This window comes from Leptolyngbya sp. Heron Island J, from assembly GCF_000482245.1.
GTDB lineage: Bacteria > Cyanobacteriota > Cyanobacteriia > Phormidesmidales > Phormidesmidaceae > Leptothoe.
Genome location: NZ_AWNH01000015.1, coordinates 12762 through 32021, shown reverse-complemented (window position 1 = coordinate 32021; position 19260 = coordinate 12762). Strand labels below are relative to the sequence as shown.

The following is a 19260-nucleotide window of genomic DNA, read 5'->3' as shown; positions in this document are numbered from 1 at the left end:
AAATTTGGAAACAGAAAGAAGCTTGAGTGGTTAGTAGAATCAACGGCTGTAACCGCAGCAGCCATGACAGGTGCTAGGTCTATAGCTGTCCTCCCATTCAGGCTAGGGGGGAATGGCGGTGGCTGAGGTTTGTGCTGAGCAATGGGACTGCTTTAAGAATTGTGAAATTTGATACTTTCTCAATTCATTAGGCTTAATTTGGCTGACGAGTGCATGGGCTAATTGCACCTGTTGCCATAGTTGCTCGGGCCGTTTCTCCAGTGGGCTGTCCCCCACATTGACCAATCGCCGTGCGTAGCTACCGTAGGCAATACCATGAATGCTAGGCGTTTCAGTTTGTTCCTGGCCGCTAGTGCTTGGGGGGGGGCTGAGCAGATCTAGCGATCGCAATTTCGCCACCGTATAATCGTTCGTACCGCCTGCCAGTTGAACATAGCCAGGTAAACGAGCGTTTAAGACTTTTTCCGCCAACCGGATCGTTGCGCGGGTAGTACCTTTGCCAATATCCCCGCTCATCGGTCGGCCATCTGTTTGCCACAGTAGCTGGCTGGGTTTAGGCTCCATTAACTGATAGAGCTGCGTCAAATAATCAACAATGGCATTACTCTGAATGTCACTGTCAGGACAGCTAATGGCCACTAGTTTGAGGTGTGGGATATAAGCAGCAAGCTGATGCCAAAGATGCTCAAACTCATTTTGCCTGCCAACTTGAGTATGGATTTCAATAGCGTCGATGTAGGGCATCAGGGTAGGTAAAACATCACCCGCAGCCACCGTAAACGCATGTTCTTTCAAGAGCCCATAGGGACACACTGGCACACAACGACCGCAGCCATAACAGCGTTCAGTTAGCACCCCTGGCACTGCCACCTGACTCAGGCCGATACTTAAAGACGGTGAAACTGGCAAGATAGCATCGGCTGGACAGATCCTTTCGCAGGGGCGAGAGCAATCAGTAGGACAGCTTTGAATATCAAACCAAGCTTTCCGAAAATGAGGATCTGCACCATCGTTAAAGCTCACCATTAACCATGGACGCTGGCCACAAAACGCTGGCGCAATAGTCTGTGATATCGCAATGCCTTCAACCGCTGCTCTAACTACGGCTAAATCAGCCGCTACATCAATACAATCTGCCCCTGCAAGGCTATACACCAGGGACAAATTTCGGACTTTTGAAACATCTTGGTAGCTAGCGCCGCAAATAAGTTTGAACCATTGACCAAACTTAAGAGCCTCTAACGAATTTCGGGGAATAATCACCCACCTATGCTATCTCTTCGCAAATCAATCTGAAATCATTGTAGAACAAGTGTTCTTGTTTTGGTTCGTGCCTTAGCATTTATCTACTGTGGCAAGTTACGCAGATTGCACAGCATCTTTTAGTGGGAACCACTTAAATGAGCGATCGCCTCCAAGTTCAACCACAACCTTGATGCGTGAATCAGATGCACACAGTGCTGCCAAAAATGCTAACTCTTGGCTCGAAAGAATATTTCCCTCAATTAGCCAAAGCACAATTCCTTTCATGCCTGGAGCTATTTGCTCTAGCCGATATCCCAACACTGGAGGCAGAAAATAGCGATCGCCAACTGCAGCCTGCCCCATACTTTTCTTGCCTAGGTGGGGGGGGCGAACACCATGGACATCGCCCAAGTAGGCTGATAAATCTCCCAGACCACGAGCTGTCATGTGTAAGCTTTCATAGCCTGCTGCTCGCATACGTCGCTGATAGCGTCCTTCAAAGCCACCCTCCAAAGGAACCCGTACTGCCAGCGCACCATTGCTTTCCAAATCACGAACAAATCGATTGCCTAATACAAGTAATCCCATAGCTTATGCAAACAGTGCCTATATGGTTTAGTTGATTCAGTACCACCTATATATTAGGACTGTTAACCACCAGCTTTCACAAAAGCATTACTAGTATTCCTATAAATACAACTCATACAGAATAGTGATTCAAACTAATCTCAAAAAAATAATGGACAAGTACGTCAAATCTCTGTACTATTAGAGACCGCTGCCAAGTTAGATACTAAGTGGTACATCTGCTTAAGTCTAAGGCATGCGTTTTGGGCTCAAAGAGTTTTAGTCCTTGTGCATTTCCTTGCATCTAAGGTTTGTCTGCTCTAGCCACTAACTAACGTATTCAATCAAATAAGGTTGAATTTCTAGGAAGGCAATCAAGTTCCTTGATTTTTTCGTGCTTTCCTAGGCAACTGCCCCCGCTGTGAAAAAACAAGGGGCTACAAACGCTGACTGCGAGTAATTGCAGTACAGCAAACTGTTTAGGGAGATTGATTGTGTCTGTCGGTATTCTCGGGACAAAGCTGGGAATGACTCAGGTGTTTGATGATGCTGGTAATGCAGTGCCAGTCACTGTCATCAAAGCAGGACCCTGTGTTGTGACCCAAGTAAAAACTCAGCAGACCGATGGCTACTGCGCCGTGCAGATTGGCTATCAGGAAGTTGCAGAAAAGGCATTGAGTAAGCCTGAGTTAGGTCACCTTAAAAAGTCAGGGGCTGCTGGCTTGCGTCATCTACGTGAATATCGTGTTGACGACAGTTCGACATTTGAACTGGGACAGACCCTGTCTGCAGATATTTTTGAGGCTGGTCAGTTAGTAGATGTTTCTGGAAAAAGCATTGGTAAAGGCTTTGCCGGCAACCAGAAGCGTCATAACTTTAGACGCGGTCCTATGACTCACGGTTCTAAGAATCATCGACTGCCTGGTTCGATTGGACCTGGTACAACACCTGGCCGAGTCTACCCTGGTAAGAAAATGGCTGGTCAGCTAGGTAACGTGCAAGTCACTATCCGCAAGTTGTCTGTTGTCAAGGTTGATGGTGAGCATAATGTTTTGCTAGTCAAGGGTGCCGTTCCTGGCAAGCCAGGCTCACTGTTGAATATTGCCCCTGCAAATATTGTTGGCAAGAAGTAAGAGGGCTAGGAACTCATCATGGTTGATTGCGTAGTAAAAGATTGGCAGGGCGCTGATGCCGGTACAGCCACCCTCGATCTAAGTGTGGCCAGCGAAGATAATGCGGCTCATATCGTGCATCGTGCCATCGTTCGTCAGATGCACAATGCACGTCAGGGTACCCTATCTTCCAAGACGCGTTCTGAGGTGCGCGGTGGTGGTCGTAAGCCTTGGCGGCAAAAAGGAACTGGACGTGCTCGGGCTGGTTCAAACCGTTCTCCATTGTGGCGCGGCGGTGGTGTTATTTTTGGCCCCAAGCCTCGTGACTTTGCAGTCAAAATGAATCGCAAAGAGCGACGCTTAGCTTTGCGTACTGCGTTTCAGAGTCGCGTTGACGACATGGTTGTAGTGCAGGGGTTTGAAGAGCAACTTTCAGCACCTAAGACTAAAGAGGTGCTCTCTGCCATGCAGCGTTGGGGAATTGAGCCTGATCAGAAAGTTTTGATGATTACGGCTGAAAAAAGCGATGTGATTCATCGTTCTGTGCGGAATGTGCCTAGCATTAAGCTTATTCTGGCTACAAACCTGAATGCTTATGACATTGTTTTAGCCGATCGTTTAGTGGTGACATCTGCTGCTCTCGAAAAAATTCAGGAGGTGTACAGTGCCTAAGGATATCAACTCCCGAGATCTTCCCGATATTATTCGGAAGCCTCTCATTACGGAGAAGGCGACTCTAAATCTAGAAAATAATCAATACACCTTTGAAGTCGCTCCAAAAGCAACAAAACCTGAAATTAAGGCAGCGGTTGAGGCTTTGTTTGAGGTCAAGGTGACTGGTATTAGCACTATGAACCCACCTCGTAAGAAGAAGCGTCTTGGTCGTTTTATCGGTTATAAGCCTACTTATAAGCGGGCGGTTGTGACTCTCGCTGAGGGCGATAGCATTCCCCTCTTCCCAGATGTTTAGTCCTGGCTTTAGCACTCAATTAGTTTGCAGATAAAATCATGGGAATTCGTACTTATCGGCCTCTGACTCCAGGTACTCGTGAGCGCAGTGTTTCTGACTTTTCAGAAATCACTCGGAGCAAGCCGGAAAAGAAACTAACGCGCTCTATTCATCGTGCTAAAGGCAGAAACAACCGTGGTGTCATTACTTGCCGCCATCGTGGTGGTGGTCACAAACGTCTCTACCGCGTGATCGACTTTAAGCGCGATAAGCGAGAGATGACTGCTGAGATCCTTTCAGTTGAATATGATCCCAATAGAAATGCTCGCATCTCCCTGGCTCAGTACGAGGATGGTGAGAAGCGCTACATCTTACATCCTGCAGGTTTAGCCGTAGGGGCGACTATTGTGGCTGGTCCTGATGCGCCACTTGAGGTGGGCAACGCGCTACCGCTGCATAAGATGCCCTTAGGTACTTCTGTACATAATGTGGAACTCTACCCTGGACGCGGTGGTCAGATTGTTCGTGCTGCTGGTGCTTCTGCCCAGGTGATGGCAAAAGAGGGTGGTTATGTCACACTCAAATTGCCTTCGAGTGAGGTGCGTATGGTTCGCCGCGAGTGCTATGCCACGATCGGTCAAGTGGGCAATGTGGAAGCTCGCAACGTCACCCTTGGTAAGGCTGGACGCAAACGCTGGTTAGGAAGACGTCCAGAAGTTCGGGGTAGTGTAATGAACCCGGTTGATCACCCCCACGGTGGTGGTGAAGGACGGGCTCCAATTGGTCGTAGTGGCCCTGTGACTCCTTGGGGTAAGCCAGCACTGGGTTACAAGACGCGTGACAAGAAAAAAGCCAGTACATCTTTGATTGTGCGTCGCCGTCGTCGCTCTTCTAAACGTGGTCGCGGTGGTCGTGATTCATAGATGTCTGTCCAATAGTTTGGGCTCGACAAGGTATCGATAGTTCTTTTTGTTATTCAACCGATTGTTTTTAGGCTGGCGAAACTATGGCTCGCTCTCTCAAAAAAGGTCCTTTTGTAGCAGATCACTTGCTCAAAAAGATTGAAAAGCTCAATGTCAAAGGAGACAAGCAGGTAATTAAAACCTGGTCTCGTGCTTCTACTATCATCCCTCAGATGATTGGTCATACCATTGCTGTCCACAATGGTCGGCAACATGTGCCAGTGTACGTGAGTGAACAGATGGTAGGGCACAAGCTAGGTGAATTTGCTCCCACACGCACGTTTCGTGGGCATGTCAAGAGTGATAAGAAGGCACGACGCTAGGGAGGTTAGCCATGGTTGAAATCGATAGTAGTAATCAAGTTAAGTCTGTCGCTCGCTACATTCGGATGTCTCCCCACAAGGTGCGTCGAGTGTTGGACCAAATTCGTGGTCTTTCTTACCGTGAGGCATTAATTATTCTTGAATTTATGCCTTACAGAGCTTGTGAGCCTATTCTTAAGGTCCTTCGTTCTGCTGTTGCTAATGCTGAACATAACAACGGCATGGATCCTGTCGATCTTTACATTAGTGAGGCTTTTGCTGATCAAGGTCCTGTGCTGAAGCGTTATCGCCCTAGAGCCCAGGGGCGTGCTTATCAAATTAGAAAACCAACTTGTCACATCACAATCGCTGTAGCTCCTGGCTCCGCTAGTTAAGGTCGATTGTTTTTAACTGTTAGCTCTGTATAAGGAAGGATCTGTGGGACAGAAAATTCACCCAATTGGCTTTCGGCTTGGTATTACTAAGGAACATGCATCTTGTTGGTATGCCGATTCAAAGCAATACCCGGCTCAGCTTGAAGAGGACCATGTCATTCGTCAGTTTATTGAGAAAACTCTCAATAATGCTGGTATTTCTGACATTAAGATTGCTCGCAAGGCTGACCAGATTGATTTAGAAGTGTACACTGCTCGGCCCGGTGTTGTCGTAGGGCGTGGTGGTACTGGTATTGAATCATTACGAGCTGGATTGCAGAAAAAGCTCAAAGACAATACCCGTCAGATTCGGATCAATGTAATTGAAGTTGCTCGTGTTGATGCTGAAGCAGCTCTGATTGCTGAATACATTACTCAACAGTTAGAACGTCGCGTATCTTTCCGTCGAGTTGTTCGACAGACGATTCAGCGTGCACAGCGTGCAGGTGTTGAAGGTATCAAGATTCAAGTTAGTGGTCGCCTGAATGGTGCTGAGATCGCTCGTACTGAGTGGACGCGTGAAGGTCGTGTGCCATTACATACCCTTCGTGCAAATATCGACTACGCCTATAAAACAGCTCAGACTACTTATGGAATCTTAGGAATTAAAGTCTGGGTTTTCAAGGGTGAAATTATTCCTGGTCAGGAAGATACTCCTCAGCCTGCTAATAATCAGCCACGTCGTCGTCAGCCACGTCGCCGTCAGCAGTTCGAGGATCGTTCTAACGATTCATAATTATTTCTCTTTAGCTGTTTAGCCTGTTTAAGCATCATGCTGAGTCCTAGAAGAACAAAATTTCGTAAACAGCATCGCGGGCGTATGCGCGGTATGGCCCACCGAGGTAGCACAATCAACTTCGGTGATTATGCTCTCCAGGCTACTGAGTGTTCCTGGATGACCTCTCGGCAAATTGAGGCTGCTCGTCGTGCAATGACCCGTTATGTAAAGCGTGGCGGCAAAATCTGGATTCGTGTTTTCCCAGATAAGCCTGTGACAATGCGTCCGGCTGAAACTCGTATGGGTTCTGGTAAAGGTAATCCGGAATTCTGGGTTGCTGTGATCAAACCTGGTCGGATTGTTTTTGAAATTACAGGTGTGCCTGAGGAAATTGCTCGTGAGGCAATGCGTTTGGCTTCCTTCAAGCTGCCATTTAAGACAAAATTTGTTGCCCGTGAAGGATTGGAGGGTTAAGTAATGGCGCTTTCTAAGGCTAAAGAGTTAAGAAAACTCAGCGATGAAGAGCTGGCTGCTGAAATCGCTGGTATCAAGCGTGAATTGTTTGATTTGCGGTTTCAACAGGCTACTCGGCAAATGGAAACCGGGTTTCATCAGTTTAAGCATGCTCGCCGTAAGTTGGCTCAGCTGATGACTATCGAGCGTGAGCGTCAATTAGCTGGTGGTGGTGTAACCGGCGATGATGCGGCAGTAAGTAGCGAGCAGTAGGAGTTAAACAGTTATGGCAGCTAAGGAACTAACGGGGCGAGTTGTTAGCGACAAGATGGACAAGACAGTAGTAGTAGCTGTCGAAAATCGTGTCCCCCACCCTAAGTATCAAAAAATTGTCGTCCGTACTAAGAAGTACAAGGCCCACGACGACTCTAACGAGTGTAAGGCCGGGGATATTGTGCGCATTCGTGAAACTCGTCCCCTAAGTCGGACTAAGTGCTGGGTTGTTGCCGATATTGTAGGCCGTTCTGAAAAAGTGTAGTGGAGCCAATCAATGATTCAGCAGGAAACATATCTGAATGTGGCGGATAACAGTGGTGCACGTAAGCTAATGTGTATCCGCGTTTTAGGCGGTAATCGTCGCTACGCTAGTGTGGGCGATGTCATTATCGCGGTGGTTAAAGATGCGCTGCCCAACATGGGTGTGAAGAAGTCTGATGTTGTGCGGGCTGTTGTGGTGCGTACCAAAAAGAACCTTCGCCGCAGTAGCGGTATGAGTATTCGTTTTGATGATAATGCTGCTGTGTTAATCAATAACGATAATAATCCTAAGGGGACCCGAGTTTTTGGACCTGTTGCTCGTGAACTTCGCGATCGCAACTTTACCAAAATTGTTTCACTAGCACCGGAGGTACTGTAGTGGCTAGCAAACAATCTGTGCGTCATAAAATGCACATCAAGAAGGGCGATACCGTACAGGTGATCACTGGTAAAGATAAGGGTAAAGTTGGCGAAGTTACAGCTGTCTTTCCCAAGAAAAGCCAAGTGATTGTTGAGGGTGTCAACATCTGTACGAAGCACGTAAAGCCTCGTCAGGAAGGAGAATCTGGTCAGATTGTTACGTCTGAGTTTCCGGTTCATAGTTCCAACGTGATGCTCTATTCCGAAAAGGAAAAAGTAGCCAGTCGCGTTGGCCATACCTTTACCGAAGATGGTCGTAAAGTCCGAATTTTGAAGAAGACGGGCGAAATCATTGATTAGCTTACTATTTGTCCCTGACCAAGCCCAGGGAAAGGAACGTGAAAATGGCTGAACAGCTAAAGGATTTTTATAATACGAAAGTTGTTCCTAAACTTATGGAGCAATTTGAGTACAAGAATGTCCATCAAGTACCCAAAGTCCTCAAGATAACTGTGAACCGCGGGTTAGGTGAAGCTTCACAAAATGCTAAGGCTCTAGAAGCGTCAGTGAGTGAGGTAGGTGTAATCACTGGTCAGCGACCGGTAATTACTCGAGCAAAAAAAGCAATTGCTGGATTTAAGATTCGTCAAGGTATGCCGGTTGGGGTGATGGTGACCCTGCGTTCTGAGCGAATGTATGCATTCTTAAATCGTCTAATTAATTTGGTTTTACCCCGTATTCGTGACTTTCGCGGTGTAAGCCCTAAGAGTTTTGATGGTCGGGGAAATTACACCCTGGGACTGCGTGAGCAGTTGATTTTCCCCGAGGTTGATTACGACGGCGTTGATCAGATTCGTGGCATGGACATCACTATCGTGACCAATGCCAAGACTGATGAGGAAGGGCGTGCTCTTCTAAAAGAGTTGGGAATGCCGTTCCGGGATAGCTGAGGTTTATACGAGAGAGAAATATGGCGTCTAACGATACGATTTCAGACATGCTGACGCGCATTCGAAATGCAAATCTTGCGCGGCATAGGACTGTCCAAATTCCATCTACCAAAGTTACCCGTAATATCGCCAAGGTGCTTCAAGAAGAAGGCTTTATTGGTGATACCTCGGAGTCAACTGAAGGGGTAGCACGAATGATGACCGTGAGCCTGAGGTATAAAGGCAAGATGCAGCAGCCGATCATTCGCAACCTGACTCGCGTCAGTAAACCAGGTTTGCGAGTCTATTCAAGCTGTAAGGACTTACCTCGCGTCTTGGGAGGTATCGGTATTGCCATTGTTTCTACCTCAAGTGGCATCATGACTGACAGAGCTGCCCGCAGTCAGGGCGTTGGCGGAGAAGTGCTCTGTTATATCTGGTAACGTGTTGCCTTACTTGTATTAGTTGTTATCATGGCCGCTGCTGGCGTTAGGGAAGATTAAAATGTCTCGGATTGGTAAAAAGCCGGTACCTGTACCTTCAGGTGTAACTGTGTCTATTGATGCTCAATCAGTAGTCGTCAAAGGTCCAAAGGGAGAGCTATCTCGTGTCCTCCCTGGGGAAGTCAACATTGCTCAAGAGGGTGAGCAAGTTGTTGTGACTCGCCAAGATGATTCACGGACAGCCCGTGCTCGTCATGGTTTATCACGCACTCTAATTGCCAACATGGTGGAAGGTGTGTCTAAAGGGTTTGAGAAGCGTCTGGAAATCAAGGGCGTGGGTTATCGAGCTGCTGTTAAAGGCAAGACATTAACCATGAACCTGGGCTATAGCCATCCGGTTGAGTTTGAACCGCCAGCAGGCATTGAGTTTAAAGTAGAAAGCAACACCAACGTGACTGTTTCTGGAATTGATAAGGAATTAGTAGGAACCGTTGCTGCCAAAATTCGTGATGCTCGTCCTCCTGAGCCATATAAGGGTAAAGGAGTGCGATACTCCGGTGAGATGGTTAGACGTAAGGCTGGTAAAGCAGGGAAGTAATTGAGTTATGAAAGCTACGCGTAAACAATCTACCCGCCGTCGCCACTCACGTATCCGTCGTCGAGTTAAAGGCACGGCTGAGCGGCCTCGTCTAGCGGTGTATCGCTCTAACAATCATATCTATGCTCAAGTCATTGATGACTATAAACACCACACTTTGGCGGCTGCGTCTACTTTAGATGCCGATTTAAAAGGCGAAGACAGTAGTTCTACAAAAGATGCTTCAGCGCAAGTGGGTAAGCTTATTGCTGAGCGTTCCTTGGCCAAGGGGGTTAAGCAGGTCGTTTTTGATCGTGGTGGTAAGCTTTATCACGGTCGAGTAGCGGCCCTGGCAGAGGCTGCTCGTGAAGCTGGGTTGGATTTCTAAGACTTCTACAAAGGTTGAATCATGGCAAAGGAACGTCGCAAAAGTAACAAGGGCAAGGAAAAAGAGTCAGAGTGGCAGGAAAGAGTGGTGCAAATCCGCCGCGTGACTAAGGTGGTTAAAGGTGGTAAGAAGCTGAGCTTTCGCGCCATTGTCGTGATTGGCAATGAAAAAGGCCAAGTTGGTGTGGGTGTTGGTAAGGCAAGTGATGTCATTGGTGCCGTTAAAAAAGGCGTAGCTGATGGCAAAAAAAATCTTGTGGATGTACCACTAAACAAGGCTTATTCCCTTCCTCATCCTGCTATTGGTGAGGCCGGTGGTGCTCGTGTCTTTATGCGTCCGGCAGCCCCTGGTACTGGTGTAATCGCTGGTGGTGCGGTACGTACTGTGCTTGAACTGGCAGGTGTACGAAACGTTTTAGCTAAGCAGCTGGGTTCTGGTAACCAGCTTAATAATGCTCGTGCAGCCGCTGATGCACTGGCTTCCTTGAGAACCTTTTCTGAGGTTGCTAAAGAGCGGGGCGTTTCCCTTGAGAAGCTCTACGCTTAAGTCTGAAATAGTTGAATTTGTTGGGATTTAGAACCATGAGACTAGAGGATGTTCAGCCAAAAGCCGGTTCCAGGCGTCGGCGTCGACGTTTGGGCCGTGGAATTGCAGCAGGACAGGGTGCTACCTGCGGCTTTGGTATGCGTGGCCAAAAAGCTCGTTCGGGACGTCCTACACGACCTGGATTTGAGGGTGGTCAGCTGCCGTTGTATCGCCGAATTCCAAAATTGAAGCACTTTCCTATTGTTAATCAGAAGGTCTTCACTATCCTCAATGTGTCACGGCTGGCTGAGCTGTCTGCTGGCTCGGAAGTTACTATGGAATCTTTGCTGGAGGCTGGCATCATTACATCTAATGACGGACCTCTGAAGATTTTGGGTAATGGTGAGCTAAGTGTTGCTTTGACAGTGAAAGCAGCGGCATTTACACAAAGTGCCAAAGCTAAAATCGAGGCAGCTGGCGGCACCTGTGAAATCGTGGCGTAAGCCTTTAGAATAAGCATATATCCCAATTGGCTGTGCCTTGGTTTTGGCCTGGGTGCAGCTTACGTGTAGATAGAATCTAAAATTATGGTTGTCAGTCGAGGAAAGACACCCACCGCCCAAGAAACTTTCTTGCAGATGGCTCAGGCTGCTGGTCTGCGTGGACGTTTGTTGGTGACTTTAGGGTTATTGGTGCTGGTACGCTTGGGAATGTATATTCCTGTGCCAGGGATTGATCGTGTTGCGTTCTCACAACAGGTTGATGCTGGAGGTCTTCTGGGCTTTTTAGACATCTTTGTGGGTGGTGGCTTGTCCCTGCTGGGTATTTTTGCACTGGGCATTTTGCCTTACATCAATGCCTCCATCATCATGCAGTTGCTGACAGCCGCAATTCCTCAGCTGGAAGATCTCCAAAAAAATGAGGGTGAAGCTGGGCGTCGAAAAATTTCTCAAATTACTCGCTATGTAGCAGTGGGTTGGGCAGTTTTGCAGAGTACCTTGTTGGCTAGCTTTTTACTGAGCCCCTTCGCAAATCAACCTGGTATTCCATTTGTTGTTGAAACTGCAGTCGCTCTGACGGCGGGGTCAATGTTTGTCATGTGGGTAGGTGAGTTAATCACCGAGCGTGGTGTTGGTAATGGTGCGTCATTGCTGATTTTTCTGAACATTGTGTCATCTCTGCCCCGTCTCCTAAACAGCGCTGTTACGGTAGCTCAATCACCTACATCATCTCGGCAAGATGTGGCAGGCATTATTATTGTTAGCCTGGTCTACTTGGCCATGATTGTGGGGATTGTGTTCGTTCAAGAGGGCATGCGTCGGATTCCGATTGTATCGGCACGACGTCAGGTAGGTCGTAAGCTTTATCTGGAGAAGAGTAATTATTTGCCCTTGCGACTTAATCAGGGTGGAGTGATGCCGATCATTTTTGCCTCGGCTATCCTGGTTTTGCCTTTGCAGGCAGCTCCTTACATTGCGACTACTTTGGCTAATCCAGGTGTTTCGGATTTCGTGAACCGGTTTTTGAGTCCAGGTTCGATTCCGTACAACTTGATGTATCTAGTAATGATTCTTTTCTTCAGCTACTTCTATGCGTCGCTGGTTGTAGATCCTGAGGATATGTCACGAAATTTGAAAAAAATGGGAGCAAGTATCCCAGGAATTCGGCCTGGAAAAGCCACCAGTGATTTCATTGGTAAGGTATTGAATCGACTAACTTTCTTAGGGGCTTTGTTTCTTGGAGTAGTTGCTGTAGTGCCAAGTATGGTGGAAAGTGGTTTGCGCGTAACTGTTTTCCAAGGCTTAGGTGCTACGTCTTTGCTGATTTTGGTGGGTGTTGCCATTGACACAGCGAAGCAAATTCAAACCTATGTGATTTCTCAACGTTACGAAGGCATGGTGAAAAAGTAGTGATAAGAGTAATTTTTTTGGGGCCTCCTGGGGCCGGTAAGGGGACTCAAGCCGCAGTTTTGTCTAAGGATTTTGAGGTTCCCCACATTTCAACTGGCGACATTTTACGTTCAGCAGTTGCCGATAAAACTGATCTGGGAACGAAAGCAGAATCTTACATGAATGCGGGAGAACTAGTTCCCGATGATTTAATTCTGGATCTCATCCGTGAGCGTTTAGGTCAAAAAGATGCTGATAAGGGTTGGATTTTAGATGGATTTCCTCGTAATGTTAGTCAGGCAAATTTTTTAGATAAGCTACTGGCAGAGATTGAGCAGCCTTGCGAGTGTGTGCTGAATTTGGAAGTACCGGATAAGGTACTCATATCGCGACTACTGGCACGTGGTCGTAAGGATGATAATGAAGAGGTGATTCGTCATCGATTGGAGGTTTATCGTCAGCAGACGGAACCTTTGATTGAGTTCTTTAGAAGTCGCCAGCAGCTGGTATCAATTAATGGCCACCAGCCTATGGATTCGGTAGCATCTGACTTGACGCAGGTTTTGCAAGCATAGAACAGATGCTAACTACCAACTGATTCTGGTTGTGGGTTTTGAAAGTTATTTACAGGGGACTGTTCCATGGCATTAGGAGTATCGTTTGTTACTCTTATAACGTTGACCCCGTTAGCTAGAGTTAGGAACAGCCTTGAAGACTTTCGATGATGCTAATGGGGTAAAAGTAGACCTAAAGTGTTGGGACTGCTGCTTGGAAGCGGGGGGACGGTTAGGGTCCGTCCGCTTCGTGTTTGCTTGTTTATTGAATTGAGGAATAGCTACTTGTCTAAGCAGGATTTAATTGAAATGGAAGGGACTGTTACCGAATCTCTTCCCAATGCTATGTTTCGGGTTGATTTAGATAATGGGTTTAACGTCTTGGCCCATATTTCTGGAAAAATCCGTCGTAATTACATCAAGATTTTGCCCGGAGATCGAGTCAAGGTGGAATTGACTCCCTATGACTTGACTAAGGGGCGTATTACCTATCGTTTAAGGAAGAAGTAACTTCAGAAATCTTCTATTTAAGTTCTAAAGCCAGATACTAGATCGTTAGGTATTTAAGATTGCATCTAAAATTGGGGCTGGGTTAAATCGGACAACGTCTGTACAGGGAAGACCTGTGATTTTTGTGAGATTAGAGATCGCATCTCTGGCCTCATCTTCATCCACACCAAAGGTATTTAGAGCAATGCCGGCAATATGAGGAGAGGTGAATGTCCCTCCTGCGGTGGCTACGGTTTGATATAAGTTAAGCACCTCCTGAATTGGAGGGATACTAAAGTCTGGAAAGTGTTGAATACGCTCCAGGTTGACTTTGTGTACCAGTACAAGATGGGTAGGCTGAGACCCACGCATAAGAGGTAATGTAGCGGTTGAGGCCGGGTTTAGTAGAGACCCTTGACCTTCTACATAGAGCACATCCTTGTCTTCTCCATGGGTAAGGACTGTTTGCTCAACGGCTCCAGCTGCAAAATCTACCCGCACGGCATCCAGTGCGATACCGGGTGATCCCAGCATTAGAGCGGTCTGTCCTGTAGCAATCAATTGCGATCGCAGTCCCCGAGTCTGAGTAGCGCGATTCAGCTCAATGCAGGTAGACATTTTGCCCACCGCCATGTCGGTGCCGACGGCTAATACCCGACGACAGTTAAGGTGACGGGCCTGGCCAGAGCCCACCGTGAGCCCACCGGGTTCCTGGCGCATATCCCAAATCCATTGGTTGGGATAACGATCGGAGTCAATGTGCTGGGTAAGGCTGGGATCATCATTAAAGTAGGTATGCAGGCCATTCATGATATTGAGACCTGCTGCGATCGCCACCCTGACATCTTCTATCCATGGAGCTGGCAAGCGGCCCCCAGATGGAGCTAAACCAATTGCCAGCACATCTGGCCCATAGTCCAAAGCATCTGCCATCGTCGCCACAATTGGCACATTTCGATCAATGCCGGTCAGGTCCTGAAGCGATCGACCAGCACATGTTTCGTCAATGACGACGGCGATGGGATTTTGGCTGTACCGTAGCAGTGCCAGCCCGGTTTTACCTTTAGTTCCAGTAATCCCGTTGTGAAGCAGAATAGCGATGCGGTGATGCGATTGGAGATGCATGGTAGGGAGCACTTTGGGGCGAAAAGTTTGGAGTTCTGAATAATGAGTTTTACACCTTAACGCTTTCCGGACTGTGTAAAGCGTTTTAACCGAAATAACTCAAAATTCAAGCCATAAACCTCAAAACTGGAGCCTAAGCAGTGCCTTCTAAGATAAGAGTGGATACCCGACTAAACCAAGGATGGCACCGCCAAGAATGAGCTTCCAGGCGGTTACCTTAAAGCGGATGATGGCAGTCAGAGATGCGATCGCGATAATTACCGCTAAGACTGACAAAGCCCACGTTTCCCGCCCAAAAGCCGTTTGTCCCAACGGTACTGCAGCTGCCATAATTGCCCCGACTACTGCCGGTTTAATACCCTTTAGAAACCCCTGTACCCAAGGGTTGCGACGCAGTCGAACCAACACGGGCGCTGCCAACATAATAAATAGAAACGACGGCGTAAAAATGCCTATAGCCGAAATCAGGGCCCCGAAAAATCCAGCCATTTTGTAGCCAACAAATGCTGCTGTGAGTACTACTGGCCCCGGACTGAGCTGTCCGATGGCGACGCCATTGATAAAGTCGGCAGTAGACAGCCAGCCTAGCTGTTCTACCACCTCAAACTCCAGTAGTGGGATGATCACCAACCCACCGCCAAAAATAAACGTGCCTACCTTTAAGAAGAACGTAAATAGAGGCCAGCCATATTCTGATAAGCGTTCGGTCCCCCAAAAGCTTGTCTGCTGCAATGTTGCTAGGACTCCAAGCGGCATAAAGCTATTGAGACGTAACCCTTTAGGACCATAAAGCCCCATACCCAAAAATCCTGCTAGCAAAAATAAAATGGGTGTGCTCAAGTCACTAAACGCACTGGCTAAAAAAGCTAAAACAGCTATGGTAATTCCTATCCAATTGCGAATAGATTTACGGCCCAACTTGTAGCAAAACCCTAGAATGATGGCGATCATCACAGGTGACAGGCCAAAAAATAAAGCAATTAGCTGAGGTAGCTGCTGAAACTGAAAATATACCCAGCTCAGACCCACCACAATAAAAAATGCAGGTGTAATAAAGGCTAAACCAGCTACCAAGGCCCCCAGCCAACCCCCGTAAACATAGCCAGTGTAAATGCCCATCTGCGTAGAGGCTGGCCCTGGCAACATCTCACATACTGCAAGACCATCGCTAAACTCATCAGCATCCAACCAGCCCCGATGCTCCACAGCTTCATCGTTAATCATGGCAATGTGAGCTTGGGGCCCACCGAAACCAATCGCCCCCAACTTTAAAAAGAGCCCCGCCAATTCCTGCAACCGACTAATCTGGGGATTCATAGAAAAATACCACTCAAATAGGTTTCTTTGATAGAATAGACTCTATCGAACGATACGTTACGATTGATTATCACTAACTGCAACGAGGATTCAGACCGTGATTCATGCGACGCTCCATCAGCTCAAAGTATTTGAAGCCACTGCGCGCCACGGTAGTTTTACCCGTGCAGCTGAAGAACTCTATTTAACCCAGCCGACTGTATCGATACAAGTCAAGCAGCTTACAAAAGCTGTAGGACTGCCCTTATTTGAACAAATTGGTAAGCGGTTATACCTAACTCAAGCCGGTAAGAAACTACTGGAAACCTGTCAAGAAATTTTTCAAGGTCTGTCTCAGTTTGAGATGTCCATTGCCGACCTCAAGGGCATGAAGCAGGGGCGCTTGAGTATAGCCGTCATCACCACAGCAAAATACTTTGTACCAAGGCTGCTAGGTCCATTCTGCAAACGTTATCCTGGCATCGATATTTCCCTCAAGGTAACCAATCATCAAAACATCCAGGAGCGGATGCTGAACAATCGCGATGATTTGTTTATCTTTAGTCAGTTGCCCAGCCAGCCCGACCTCAAAACCTATCCCTTTTTAGATAATCCGCTGGTGGTAATTGCGCCGACGGATCACCCCTTGGCTGGGAAGAGAAACATCCCGATTGAGGCTCTCAATAATGAGCCCTTTATTATGCGTGAGCCAGGGTCAGGTACTCGTGAAGCGGTACAAAAACTTTTCTCCGCGAACAATATAGATGTCAAAGTTCGCTTAGAGCTCGGTAGCAACGAAGCGATTAAGCAAGGTATTGCAGGTGGACTGGGGGTTTCTGTCCTATCCCAACACACTATCATCTCCGAAGGAACTACGGGTGAGTTTGCCATTCTTGATGTACAGGGCTTCCCTATTCCTCGCCAGTGGTATGTAGGTCACCTGGCTGGTAAGCAGCTGTCTGTAGTCGCTGAAAGCTTTTTAAACTACCTACTTGAAGAAAGCCCAGCGATGGCGAAGAAGTTTTTACCCGGACTTGGCCAGACACTGGCTGATAAAGAGGCTGCGATAGTTGGCTAGTCTGCGCTCAGGTTCAGAAAGTTGTTGTTGGTATAAGCAGTGGATACTGGTTTCAGGATTATCCACTGCTTTATCTGAGTTTGCCGGTTGCTGGATGGAGGAGCTGTAACGACGGTTATGAGGTCAGTGCTTGTTCTGCATTGCCAGCTGCCTCTGCCACTTCTCGTTCCTTGTCTAGACGACGCTTGCGAGCATAAAGCTGGATAGTTGCTAAAAACGAGATCGTTAAGCCCACAATCAGCCATGTGGTTGCGTTTGTAGGAAACTGACCCTTGAAAATGACCAGCATGACAATAACCACTAGCAGCAACGTTGGGCCTTCATTAAAAAGCCGTAGAGTTTTACTGTTCCACTTGCACTCGCCATTCTCTAACTGCTTGATCAAGCGACCGCAGTAAACGTGATAGGCCAATAGTAGGCCAACAAACCCTAACTTGGCATGCATCCAACCTTGGTGTAAATATTCGGGCATGACGTACAAGAGCCCTGCGGCCATCGCCACAGTCAGTACCATAGCGGGTGTCGTAATAATGTTGTACAGCCGTTTTTCCATAATGCTGTACTGCTTTTTCAAGATGCTTTGGGCAGGTTCAATCTCCATGTCCGCTTCAACGTGGTAGATGAATAACCGAGCCAGATAAAAAAGACCTGCAAACCAGGCCACAACACCAAAGATATGAAACGATTTAAACCAGTAGTACGCCATGGATGTAAACGGTCAAAAATTAAAATTGCTTTCTCTCTAGCGACTATTCTCCCGTAGATGCCATGACTTTGGCGGTGGAGTCATAGCTTTGTAACAGCCTTGTAATGATTAGATGCGATCGCCAAACTGACATAATATCTGTGGTTTTTAATGCACACTAATCAACAGATACACCATGCAAGTCGATTGGCAATCGGTCAAATCCTACGAAGATATCTTTTATCACAAAGCCAACGGCATCGCGAAAATCACCATCAATCGTCCCCATAAGCGCAATGCCTTTCGTCCCAAAACTGTCTTTGAACTGTATGACGCGTTTTGTGATGCCCGTGAAGACACCTCTATTGGTGTTGTGTTATTCACTGGGGCAGGGCCTCACACAGATGGCAAATATGCATTTTGTGCCGGGGGTGATCAAAGTGTGCGTGGCAAAGCAGGCTATGTAGGTGACGATGGCATTCCTCGTCTCAATGTCCTGGATCTGCAGCGTCTGATTCGGTCGATGCCGAAGGTGGTGATCGCCCTGGTGGCAGGGTACGCCATTGGGGGTGGCCATGTGCTCCATCTGATTTGCGACCTGACCATTGCTGCCGATAACGCTATTTTTGGTCAGACTGGCCCCAAAGTTGGCAGCTTTGACGGGGGCTTTGGAGCCAGCTACCTAGCTCGCATTGTGGGTCAGAAAAAAGCCCGAGAAATCTGGTTTCTCTGTCGGCAGTACGATGCGAGCCAGGCGCTAGATATGGGTCTGGTAAATCATGTAGTCCCTGTTGACCAGCTTGAGGCTGAAGGAATTCAATGGGCTCAGGAAGTGCTACAAAAAAGCCCCACGGCTATTCGCTGTCTTAAGTCTGCGTTTAATGCTGACTGCGATGGTCAGGCGGGTTTGCAAGAGCTGGCAGGTAATGCCACGTTGCTTTACTACTTGACCGAAGAAGGTGCTGAAGGGAAACAGGCATTCCTTGAAAAGCGTCCTCCAGATTTTAGCAAGTATCCCTGGCTTCCTTAGACGATGCATTGCTTGTCAGCAAACTAACTCAAGAGCTTGGCAACGGAGACTAAAATCTCAGGAAATGCGAGAGGTATAATCTCACCCGACTGGTGAATAGTTTCCGTTTGATAAGCTTTGTCTGCTGTTGGATTGCGAAAAACTCTAAGCTGCTTTGCTGCCAGGTCCAATACCCAATATTCAGGAATCTTCGCAGCAGCATATACTTCAGCTTTAACAGTCAGATCTTTTTGCAAACTAGAGTTAGCGACTTCAACAACCCAATAAATATCGTCTGGATAGGGATGACGATTGTCGTAGGCAGATTCTGGTAAGCGGACAATGGCGATATCGGGTTCTGGTTCGGAATTCTCCAAGGTAATTGGGCCATTAAACCGAACGTCGGCTTTGCTCTGAAGTAAAGTTTCTAAATACCGAGAATCACGCTTGGCCACGTTGTAATGGAGCGGTGTTTCCGGTGCCATCTCGATAATTTCCCCTGCTAGCAGTTCAACCTGGCGATTATCTAAAATGCCCGCTGTGACCATTTGGTGATATTCACTGATGGACCATTTTGCAAGGGTTTTCATCCTGTCATTGCTCCTAAGCGGCTGCCTGTGAGTATCCTAATGAT

General features: G+C 47.5%; 29 protein-coding genes. 23 read left to right on the top strand and 6 right to left on the bottom strand.

Annotated elements, in window-relative coordinates:
- Positions 1-102: 102 nt before the first annotated feature.
- Both ldpA and N836_RS44865 read right to left on the bottom strand, forming a co-directional pair.
- Positions 103-1263 carry a circadian clock protein LdpA gene (ldpA, locus tag N836_RS44870; RefSeq protein ID WP_023071166.1) on the bottom strand — a complete coding sequence of 387 codons (1161 nt, stop codon included), beginning with the start codon at positions 1261-1263 and terminating at the stop codon, positions 103-105.
- A 96-nt stretch (positions 1264-1359) separates the two neighbouring features.
- Positions 1360-1833: an NAD(P)H-quinone oxidoreductase subunit N gene (locus N836_RS44865; protein WP_023071165.1), complete on the bottom strand. Its 474-nt coding sequence runs from the start codon at positions 1831-1833 to the stop codon at positions 1360-1362.
- 473 nt (positions 1834-2306) lie between these two features.
- Between N836_RS44865 and rplC the strand changes: the two genes are divergently transcribed.
- From rplC to infA, 21 genes are all read left to right on the top strand, one after another.
- Positions 2307-2945 carry a 50S ribosomal protein L3 gene (gene rplC, locus N836_RS44860; protein ID WP_023071164.1) on the top strand — a complete coding sequence of 213 codons (639 nt, stop codon included), beginning with the start codon at positions 2307-2309 and terminating at the stop codon, positions 2943-2945.
- An 18-nt stretch (positions 2946-2963) separates the two neighbouring features.
- A complete protein-coding gene (gene rplD, locus N836_RS44855; RefSeq protein ID WP_023071163.1) occupies positions 2964-3596 on the top strand; it encodes a 50S ribosomal protein L4 in 633 nt (210 codons plus the stop codon).
- Positions 3589-3894, top strand: coding sequence for a 50S ribosomal protein L23 (locus N836_RS44850; protein WP_023071162.1), 306 nt, complete (start codon positions 3589-3591; stop codon positions 3892-3894). Before rplD ends, N836_RS44850 begins: the two co-directional genes overlap by 8 nt.
- 38 nt (positions 3895-3932) lie before the next feature.
- On the top strand, positions 3933-4796 hold the full coding sequence (gene rplB / locus N836_RS44845; protein WP_023071161.1) for a 50S ribosomal protein L2: 864 nt from the start codon (positions 3933-3935) through the stop codon (positions 4794-4796).
- Between the two features lie 83 nt (positions 4797-4879).
- Complete coding sequence (gene rpsS / locus N836_RS44840; protein ID WP_023071160.1) at positions 4880-5158, top strand: 30S ribosomal protein S19; 279 nt, start codon at positions 4880-4882, stop codon at positions 5156-5158.
- A gap of 11 nt (positions 5159-5169) precedes the next feature.
- On the top strand, positions 5170-5532 hold the full coding sequence (gene rplV / locus N836_RS44835; RefSeq protein ID WP_023071159.1) for a 50S ribosomal protein L22: 363 nt from the start codon (positions 5170-5172) through the stop codon (positions 5530-5532).
- Positions 5533-5575: 43 nt separating this feature from the next.
- Positions 5576-6307 carry a 30S ribosomal protein S3 gene (gene rpsC, locus N836_RS44830; protein WP_023071158.1) on the top strand — a complete coding sequence of 244 codons (732 nt, stop codon included), beginning with the start codon at positions 5576-5578 and terminating at the stop codon, positions 6305-6307.
- Positions 6308-6343: 36 nt separating this feature from the next.
- The gene (gene rplP, locus N836_RS44825; RefSeq protein ID WP_031291771.1) at positions 6344-6763 is read left to right on the top strand and encodes a 50S ribosomal protein L16; all 420 of its coding nucleotides are present in this window, start codon (positions 6344-6346) and stop codon (positions 6761-6763) included.
- A gap of 3 nt (positions 6764-6766) precedes the next feature.
- Positions 6767-7015 carry a 50S ribosomal protein L29 gene (gene rpmC / locus N836_RS44820; RefSeq protein ID WP_023071156.1) on the top strand — a complete coding sequence of 83 codons (249 nt, stop codon included), beginning with the start codon at positions 6767-6769 and terminating at the stop codon, positions 7013-7015.
- Positions 7016-7028: 13 nt separating this feature from the next.
- Complete coding sequence (gene rpsQ, locus N836_RS75175; protein ID WP_023071155.1) at positions 7029-7280, top strand: 30S ribosomal protein S17; 252 nt, start codon at positions 7029-7031, stop codon at positions 7278-7280.
- 12 nt (positions 7281-7292) lie between these two features.
- Positions 7293-7658 (top strand): 50S ribosomal protein L14, encoded by a 366-nt coding sequence (rplN, locus tag N836_RS75170; RefSeq protein ID WP_023071154.1) that lies wholly within the window; start codon positions 7293-7295, stop codon positions 7656-7658.
- A 29-nt stretch (positions 7659-7687) separates the two neighbouring features.
- On the top strand, positions 7688-7999 hold the full coding sequence (gene rplX, locus N836_RS44805) for a 50S ribosomal protein L24 (RefSeq protein WP_152532063.1): 312 nt from the start codon (positions 7688-7690) through the stop codon (positions 7997-7999).
- A gap of 44 nt (positions 8000-8043) precedes the next feature.
- Positions 8044-8589 carry a 50S ribosomal protein L5 gene (gene rplE, locus N836_RS44800; protein WP_023071152.1) on the top strand — a complete coding sequence of 182 codons (546 nt, stop codon included), beginning with the start codon at positions 8044-8046 and terminating at the stop codon, positions 8587-8589.
- A 20-nt stretch (positions 8590-8609) separates the two neighbouring features.
- On the top strand, positions 8610-9011 hold the full coding sequence (gene rpsH, locus N836_RS44795) for a 30S ribosomal protein S8 (RefSeq protein WP_023071151.1): 402 nt from the start codon (positions 8610-8612) through the stop codon (positions 9009-9011).
- Positions 9012-9072: 61 nt separating this feature from the next.
- Positions 9073-9609: a 50S ribosomal protein L6 gene (rplF, locus tag N836_RS44790; protein WP_023071150.1), complete on the top strand. Its 537-nt coding sequence runs from the start codon at positions 9073-9075 to the stop codon at positions 9607-9609.
- Between the two features lie 7 nt (positions 9610-9616).
- Complete coding sequence (rplR, locus tag N836_RS44785; protein ID WP_023071149.1) at positions 9617-9976, top strand: 50S ribosomal protein L18; 360 nt, start codon at positions 9617-9619, stop codon at positions 9974-9976.
- Between the two features lie 21 nt (positions 9977-9997).
- Entirely contained in the window at positions 9998-10522 is a 525-nt protein-coding gene (gene rpsE, locus N836_RS44780) for a 30S ribosomal protein S5 (protein WP_023071148.1), read from the top strand.
- Positions 10523-10557: 35 nt separating this feature from the next.
- Positions 10558-11004, top strand: coding sequence for a 50S ribosomal protein L15 (gene rplO / locus N836_RS44775; protein WP_023071147.1), 447 nt, complete (start codon positions 10558-10560; stop codon positions 11002-11004).
- Positions 11005-11088: 84 nt separating this feature from the next.
- Positions 11089-12411, top strand: coding sequence for a preprotein translocase subunit SecY (gene secY, locus N836_RS44770; RefSeq protein WP_023071146.1), 1323 nt, complete (start codon positions 11089-11091; stop codon positions 12409-12411).
- Positions 12411-12965: an adenylate kinase gene (locus N836_RS44765; protein ID WP_023071145.1), complete on the top strand. Its 555-nt coding sequence runs from the start codon at positions 12411-12413 to the stop codon at positions 12963-12965. The genes secY and N836_RS44765 overlap by 1 nt, the downstream gene beginning before the upstream one ends.
- Before the next feature lie 264 nt (positions 12966-13229).
- Positions 13230-13454, top strand: a complete 225-nt coding sequence (infA, locus tag N836_RS44760) for a translation initiation factor IF-1 (protein ID WP_006276978.1) — start codon at positions 13230-13232, stop codon at positions 13452-13454.
- 45 nt (positions 13455-13499) lie between these two features.
- Here infA and N836_RS44755 read toward each other — a convergent pair whose 3' ends face one another.
- Together N836_RS44755 and chrA are read right to left on the bottom strand one after the other, a co-directional pair.
- Positions 13500-14558: a DUF1611 domain-containing protein gene (locus N836_RS44755; protein ID WP_023071144.1), complete on the bottom strand. Its 1059-nt coding sequence runs from the start codon at positions 14556-14558 to the stop codon at positions 13500-13502.
- Positions 14559-14705: 147 nt separating this feature from the next.
- Positions 14706-15875, bottom strand: a complete 1170-nt coding sequence (gene chrA / locus N836_RS44750) for a chromate efflux transporter (RefSeq protein WP_023071143.1) — start codon at positions 15873-15875, stop codon at positions 14706-14708.
- Positions 15876-15972: 97 nt separating this feature from the next.
- Here chrA and N836_RS44745 point away from each other — a divergent pair, with 97 nt between their 5' ends.
- Positions 15973-16932, top strand: a complete 960-nt coding sequence (locus N836_RS44745) for a LysR family transcriptional regulator (RefSeq protein ID WP_023071142.1) — start codon at positions 15973-15975, stop codon at positions 16930-16932.
- A gap of 115 nt (positions 16933-17047) precedes the next feature.
- On the opposite strand, the gene hemJ is transcribed toward N836_RS44745, so the two are convergent.
- Positions 17048-17638, bottom strand: a complete 591-nt coding sequence (hemJ, locus tag N836_RS44740; protein WP_023071141.1) for a protoporphyrinogen oxidase HemJ — start codon at positions 17636-17638, stop codon at positions 17048-17050.
- Positions 17639-17813: 175 nt separating this feature from the next.
- Between hemJ and menB the strand changes: the two genes are divergently transcribed.
- Positions 17814-18647: a 1,4-dihydroxy-2-naphthoyl-CoA synthase gene (gene menB, locus N836_RS44735; protein ID WP_023071140.1), complete on the top strand. Its 834-nt coding sequence runs from the start codon at positions 17814-17816 to the stop codon at positions 18645-18647.
- Between the two features lie 23 nt (positions 18648-18670).
- Here menB and N836_RS44730 read toward each other — a convergent pair whose 3' ends face one another.
- Complete coding sequence (locus N836_RS44730; protein WP_023071139.1) at positions 18671-19216, bottom strand: Uma2 family endonuclease; 546 nt, start codon at positions 19214-19216, stop codon at positions 18671-18673.
- Between the last annotated feature and the right edge of the window lie 44 nt (positions 19217-19260).

Bases quoted from the DNA above. Each gene is read 5' to 3' on its own strand.
- N836_RS44865 (WP_023071165.1), bottom strand. From the start codon at position 1,833: ATGGGATTACTTGTATTAGGCAATCGATTTGTTCGTGATTTGGAAAGC.
- rplD (WP_023071163.1), top strand. From the start codon at position 2,964: ATGGTTGATTGCGTAGTAAAAGATTGGCAGGGCGCTGATGCCGGTACA.
- rplB (WP_023071161.1), top strand. From the start codon at position 3,933: ATGGGAATTCGTACTTATCGGCCTCTGACTCCAGGTACTCGTGAGCGC.
- rpsS (WP_023071160.1), top strand. From the start codon at position 4,880: ATGGCTCGCTCTCTCAAAAAAGGTCCTTTTGTAGCAGATCACTTGCTC.
- rplV (WP_023071159.1), top strand. From the start codon at position 5,170: ATGGTTGAAATCGATAGTAGTAATCAAGTTAAGTCTGTCGCTCGCTAC.
- rplP (WP_031291771.1), top strand. From the start codon at position 6,344: ATGCTGAGTCCTAGAAGAACAAAATTTCGTAAACAGCATCGCGGGCGT.
- rpmC (WP_023071156.1), top strand. From the start codon at position 6,767: ATGGCGCTTTCTAAGGCTAAAGAGTTAAGAAAACTCAGCGATGAAGAG.
- rpsQ (WP_023071155.1), top strand. From the start codon at position 7,029: ATGGCAGCTAAGGAACTAACGGGGCGAGTTGTTAGCGACAAGATGGAC.
- rplN (WP_023071154.1), top strand. From the start codon at position 7,293: ATGATTCAGCAGGAAACATATCTGAATGTGGCGGATAACAGTGGTGCA.
- rplX (WP_152532063.1), top strand. From the start codon at position 7,688: ATGCACATCAAGAAGGGCGATACCGTACAGGTGATCACTGGTAAAGAT.
- rplE (WP_023071152.1), top strand. From the start codon at position 8,044: ATGGCTGAACAGCTAAAGGATTTTTATAATACGAAAGTTGTTCCTAAA.
- rpsH (WP_023071151.1), top strand. From the start codon at position 8,610: ATGGCGTCTAACGATACGATTTCAGACATGCTGACGCGCATTCGAAAT.
- rplF (WP_023071150.1), top strand. From the start codon at position 9,073: ATGTCTCGGATTGGTAAAAAGCCGGTACCTGTACCTTCAGGTGTAACT.
- rplR (WP_023071149.1), top strand. From the start codon at position 9,617: ATGAAAGCTACGCGTAAACAATCTACCCGCCGTCGCCACTCACGTATC.
- rpsE (WP_023071148.1), top strand. From the start codon at position 9,998: ATGGCAAAGGAACGTCGCAAAAGTAACAAGGGCAAGGAAAAAGAGTCA.
- rplO (WP_023071147.1), top strand. From the start codon at position 10,558: ATGAGACTAGAGGATGTTCAGCCAAAAGCCGGTTCCAGGCGTCGGCGT.
- secY (WP_023071146.1), top strand. From the start codon at position 11,089: ATGGTTGTCAGTCGAGGAAAGACACCCACCGCCCAAGAAACTTTCTTG.
- N836_RS44755 (WP_023071144.1), bottom strand. From the start codon at position 14,558: ATGCATCTCCAATCGCATCACCGCATCGCTATTCTGCTTCACAACGGG.
- chrA (WP_023071143.1), bottom strand. From the start codon at position 15,875: ATGAATCCCCAGATTAGTCGGTTGCAGGAATTGGCGGGGCTCTTTTTA.
- hemJ (WP_023071141.1), bottom strand. From the start codon at position 17,638: ATGGCGTACTACTGGTTTAAATCGTTTCATATCTTTGGTGTTGTGGCC.
- menB (WP_023071140.1), top strand. From the start codon at position 17,814: ATGCAAGTCGATTGGCAATCGGTCAAATCCTACGAAGATATCTTTTAT.
- N836_RS44730 (WP_023071139.1), bottom strand. From the start codon at position 19,216: ATGAAAACCCTTGCAAAATGGTCCATCAGTGAATATCACCAAATGGTC.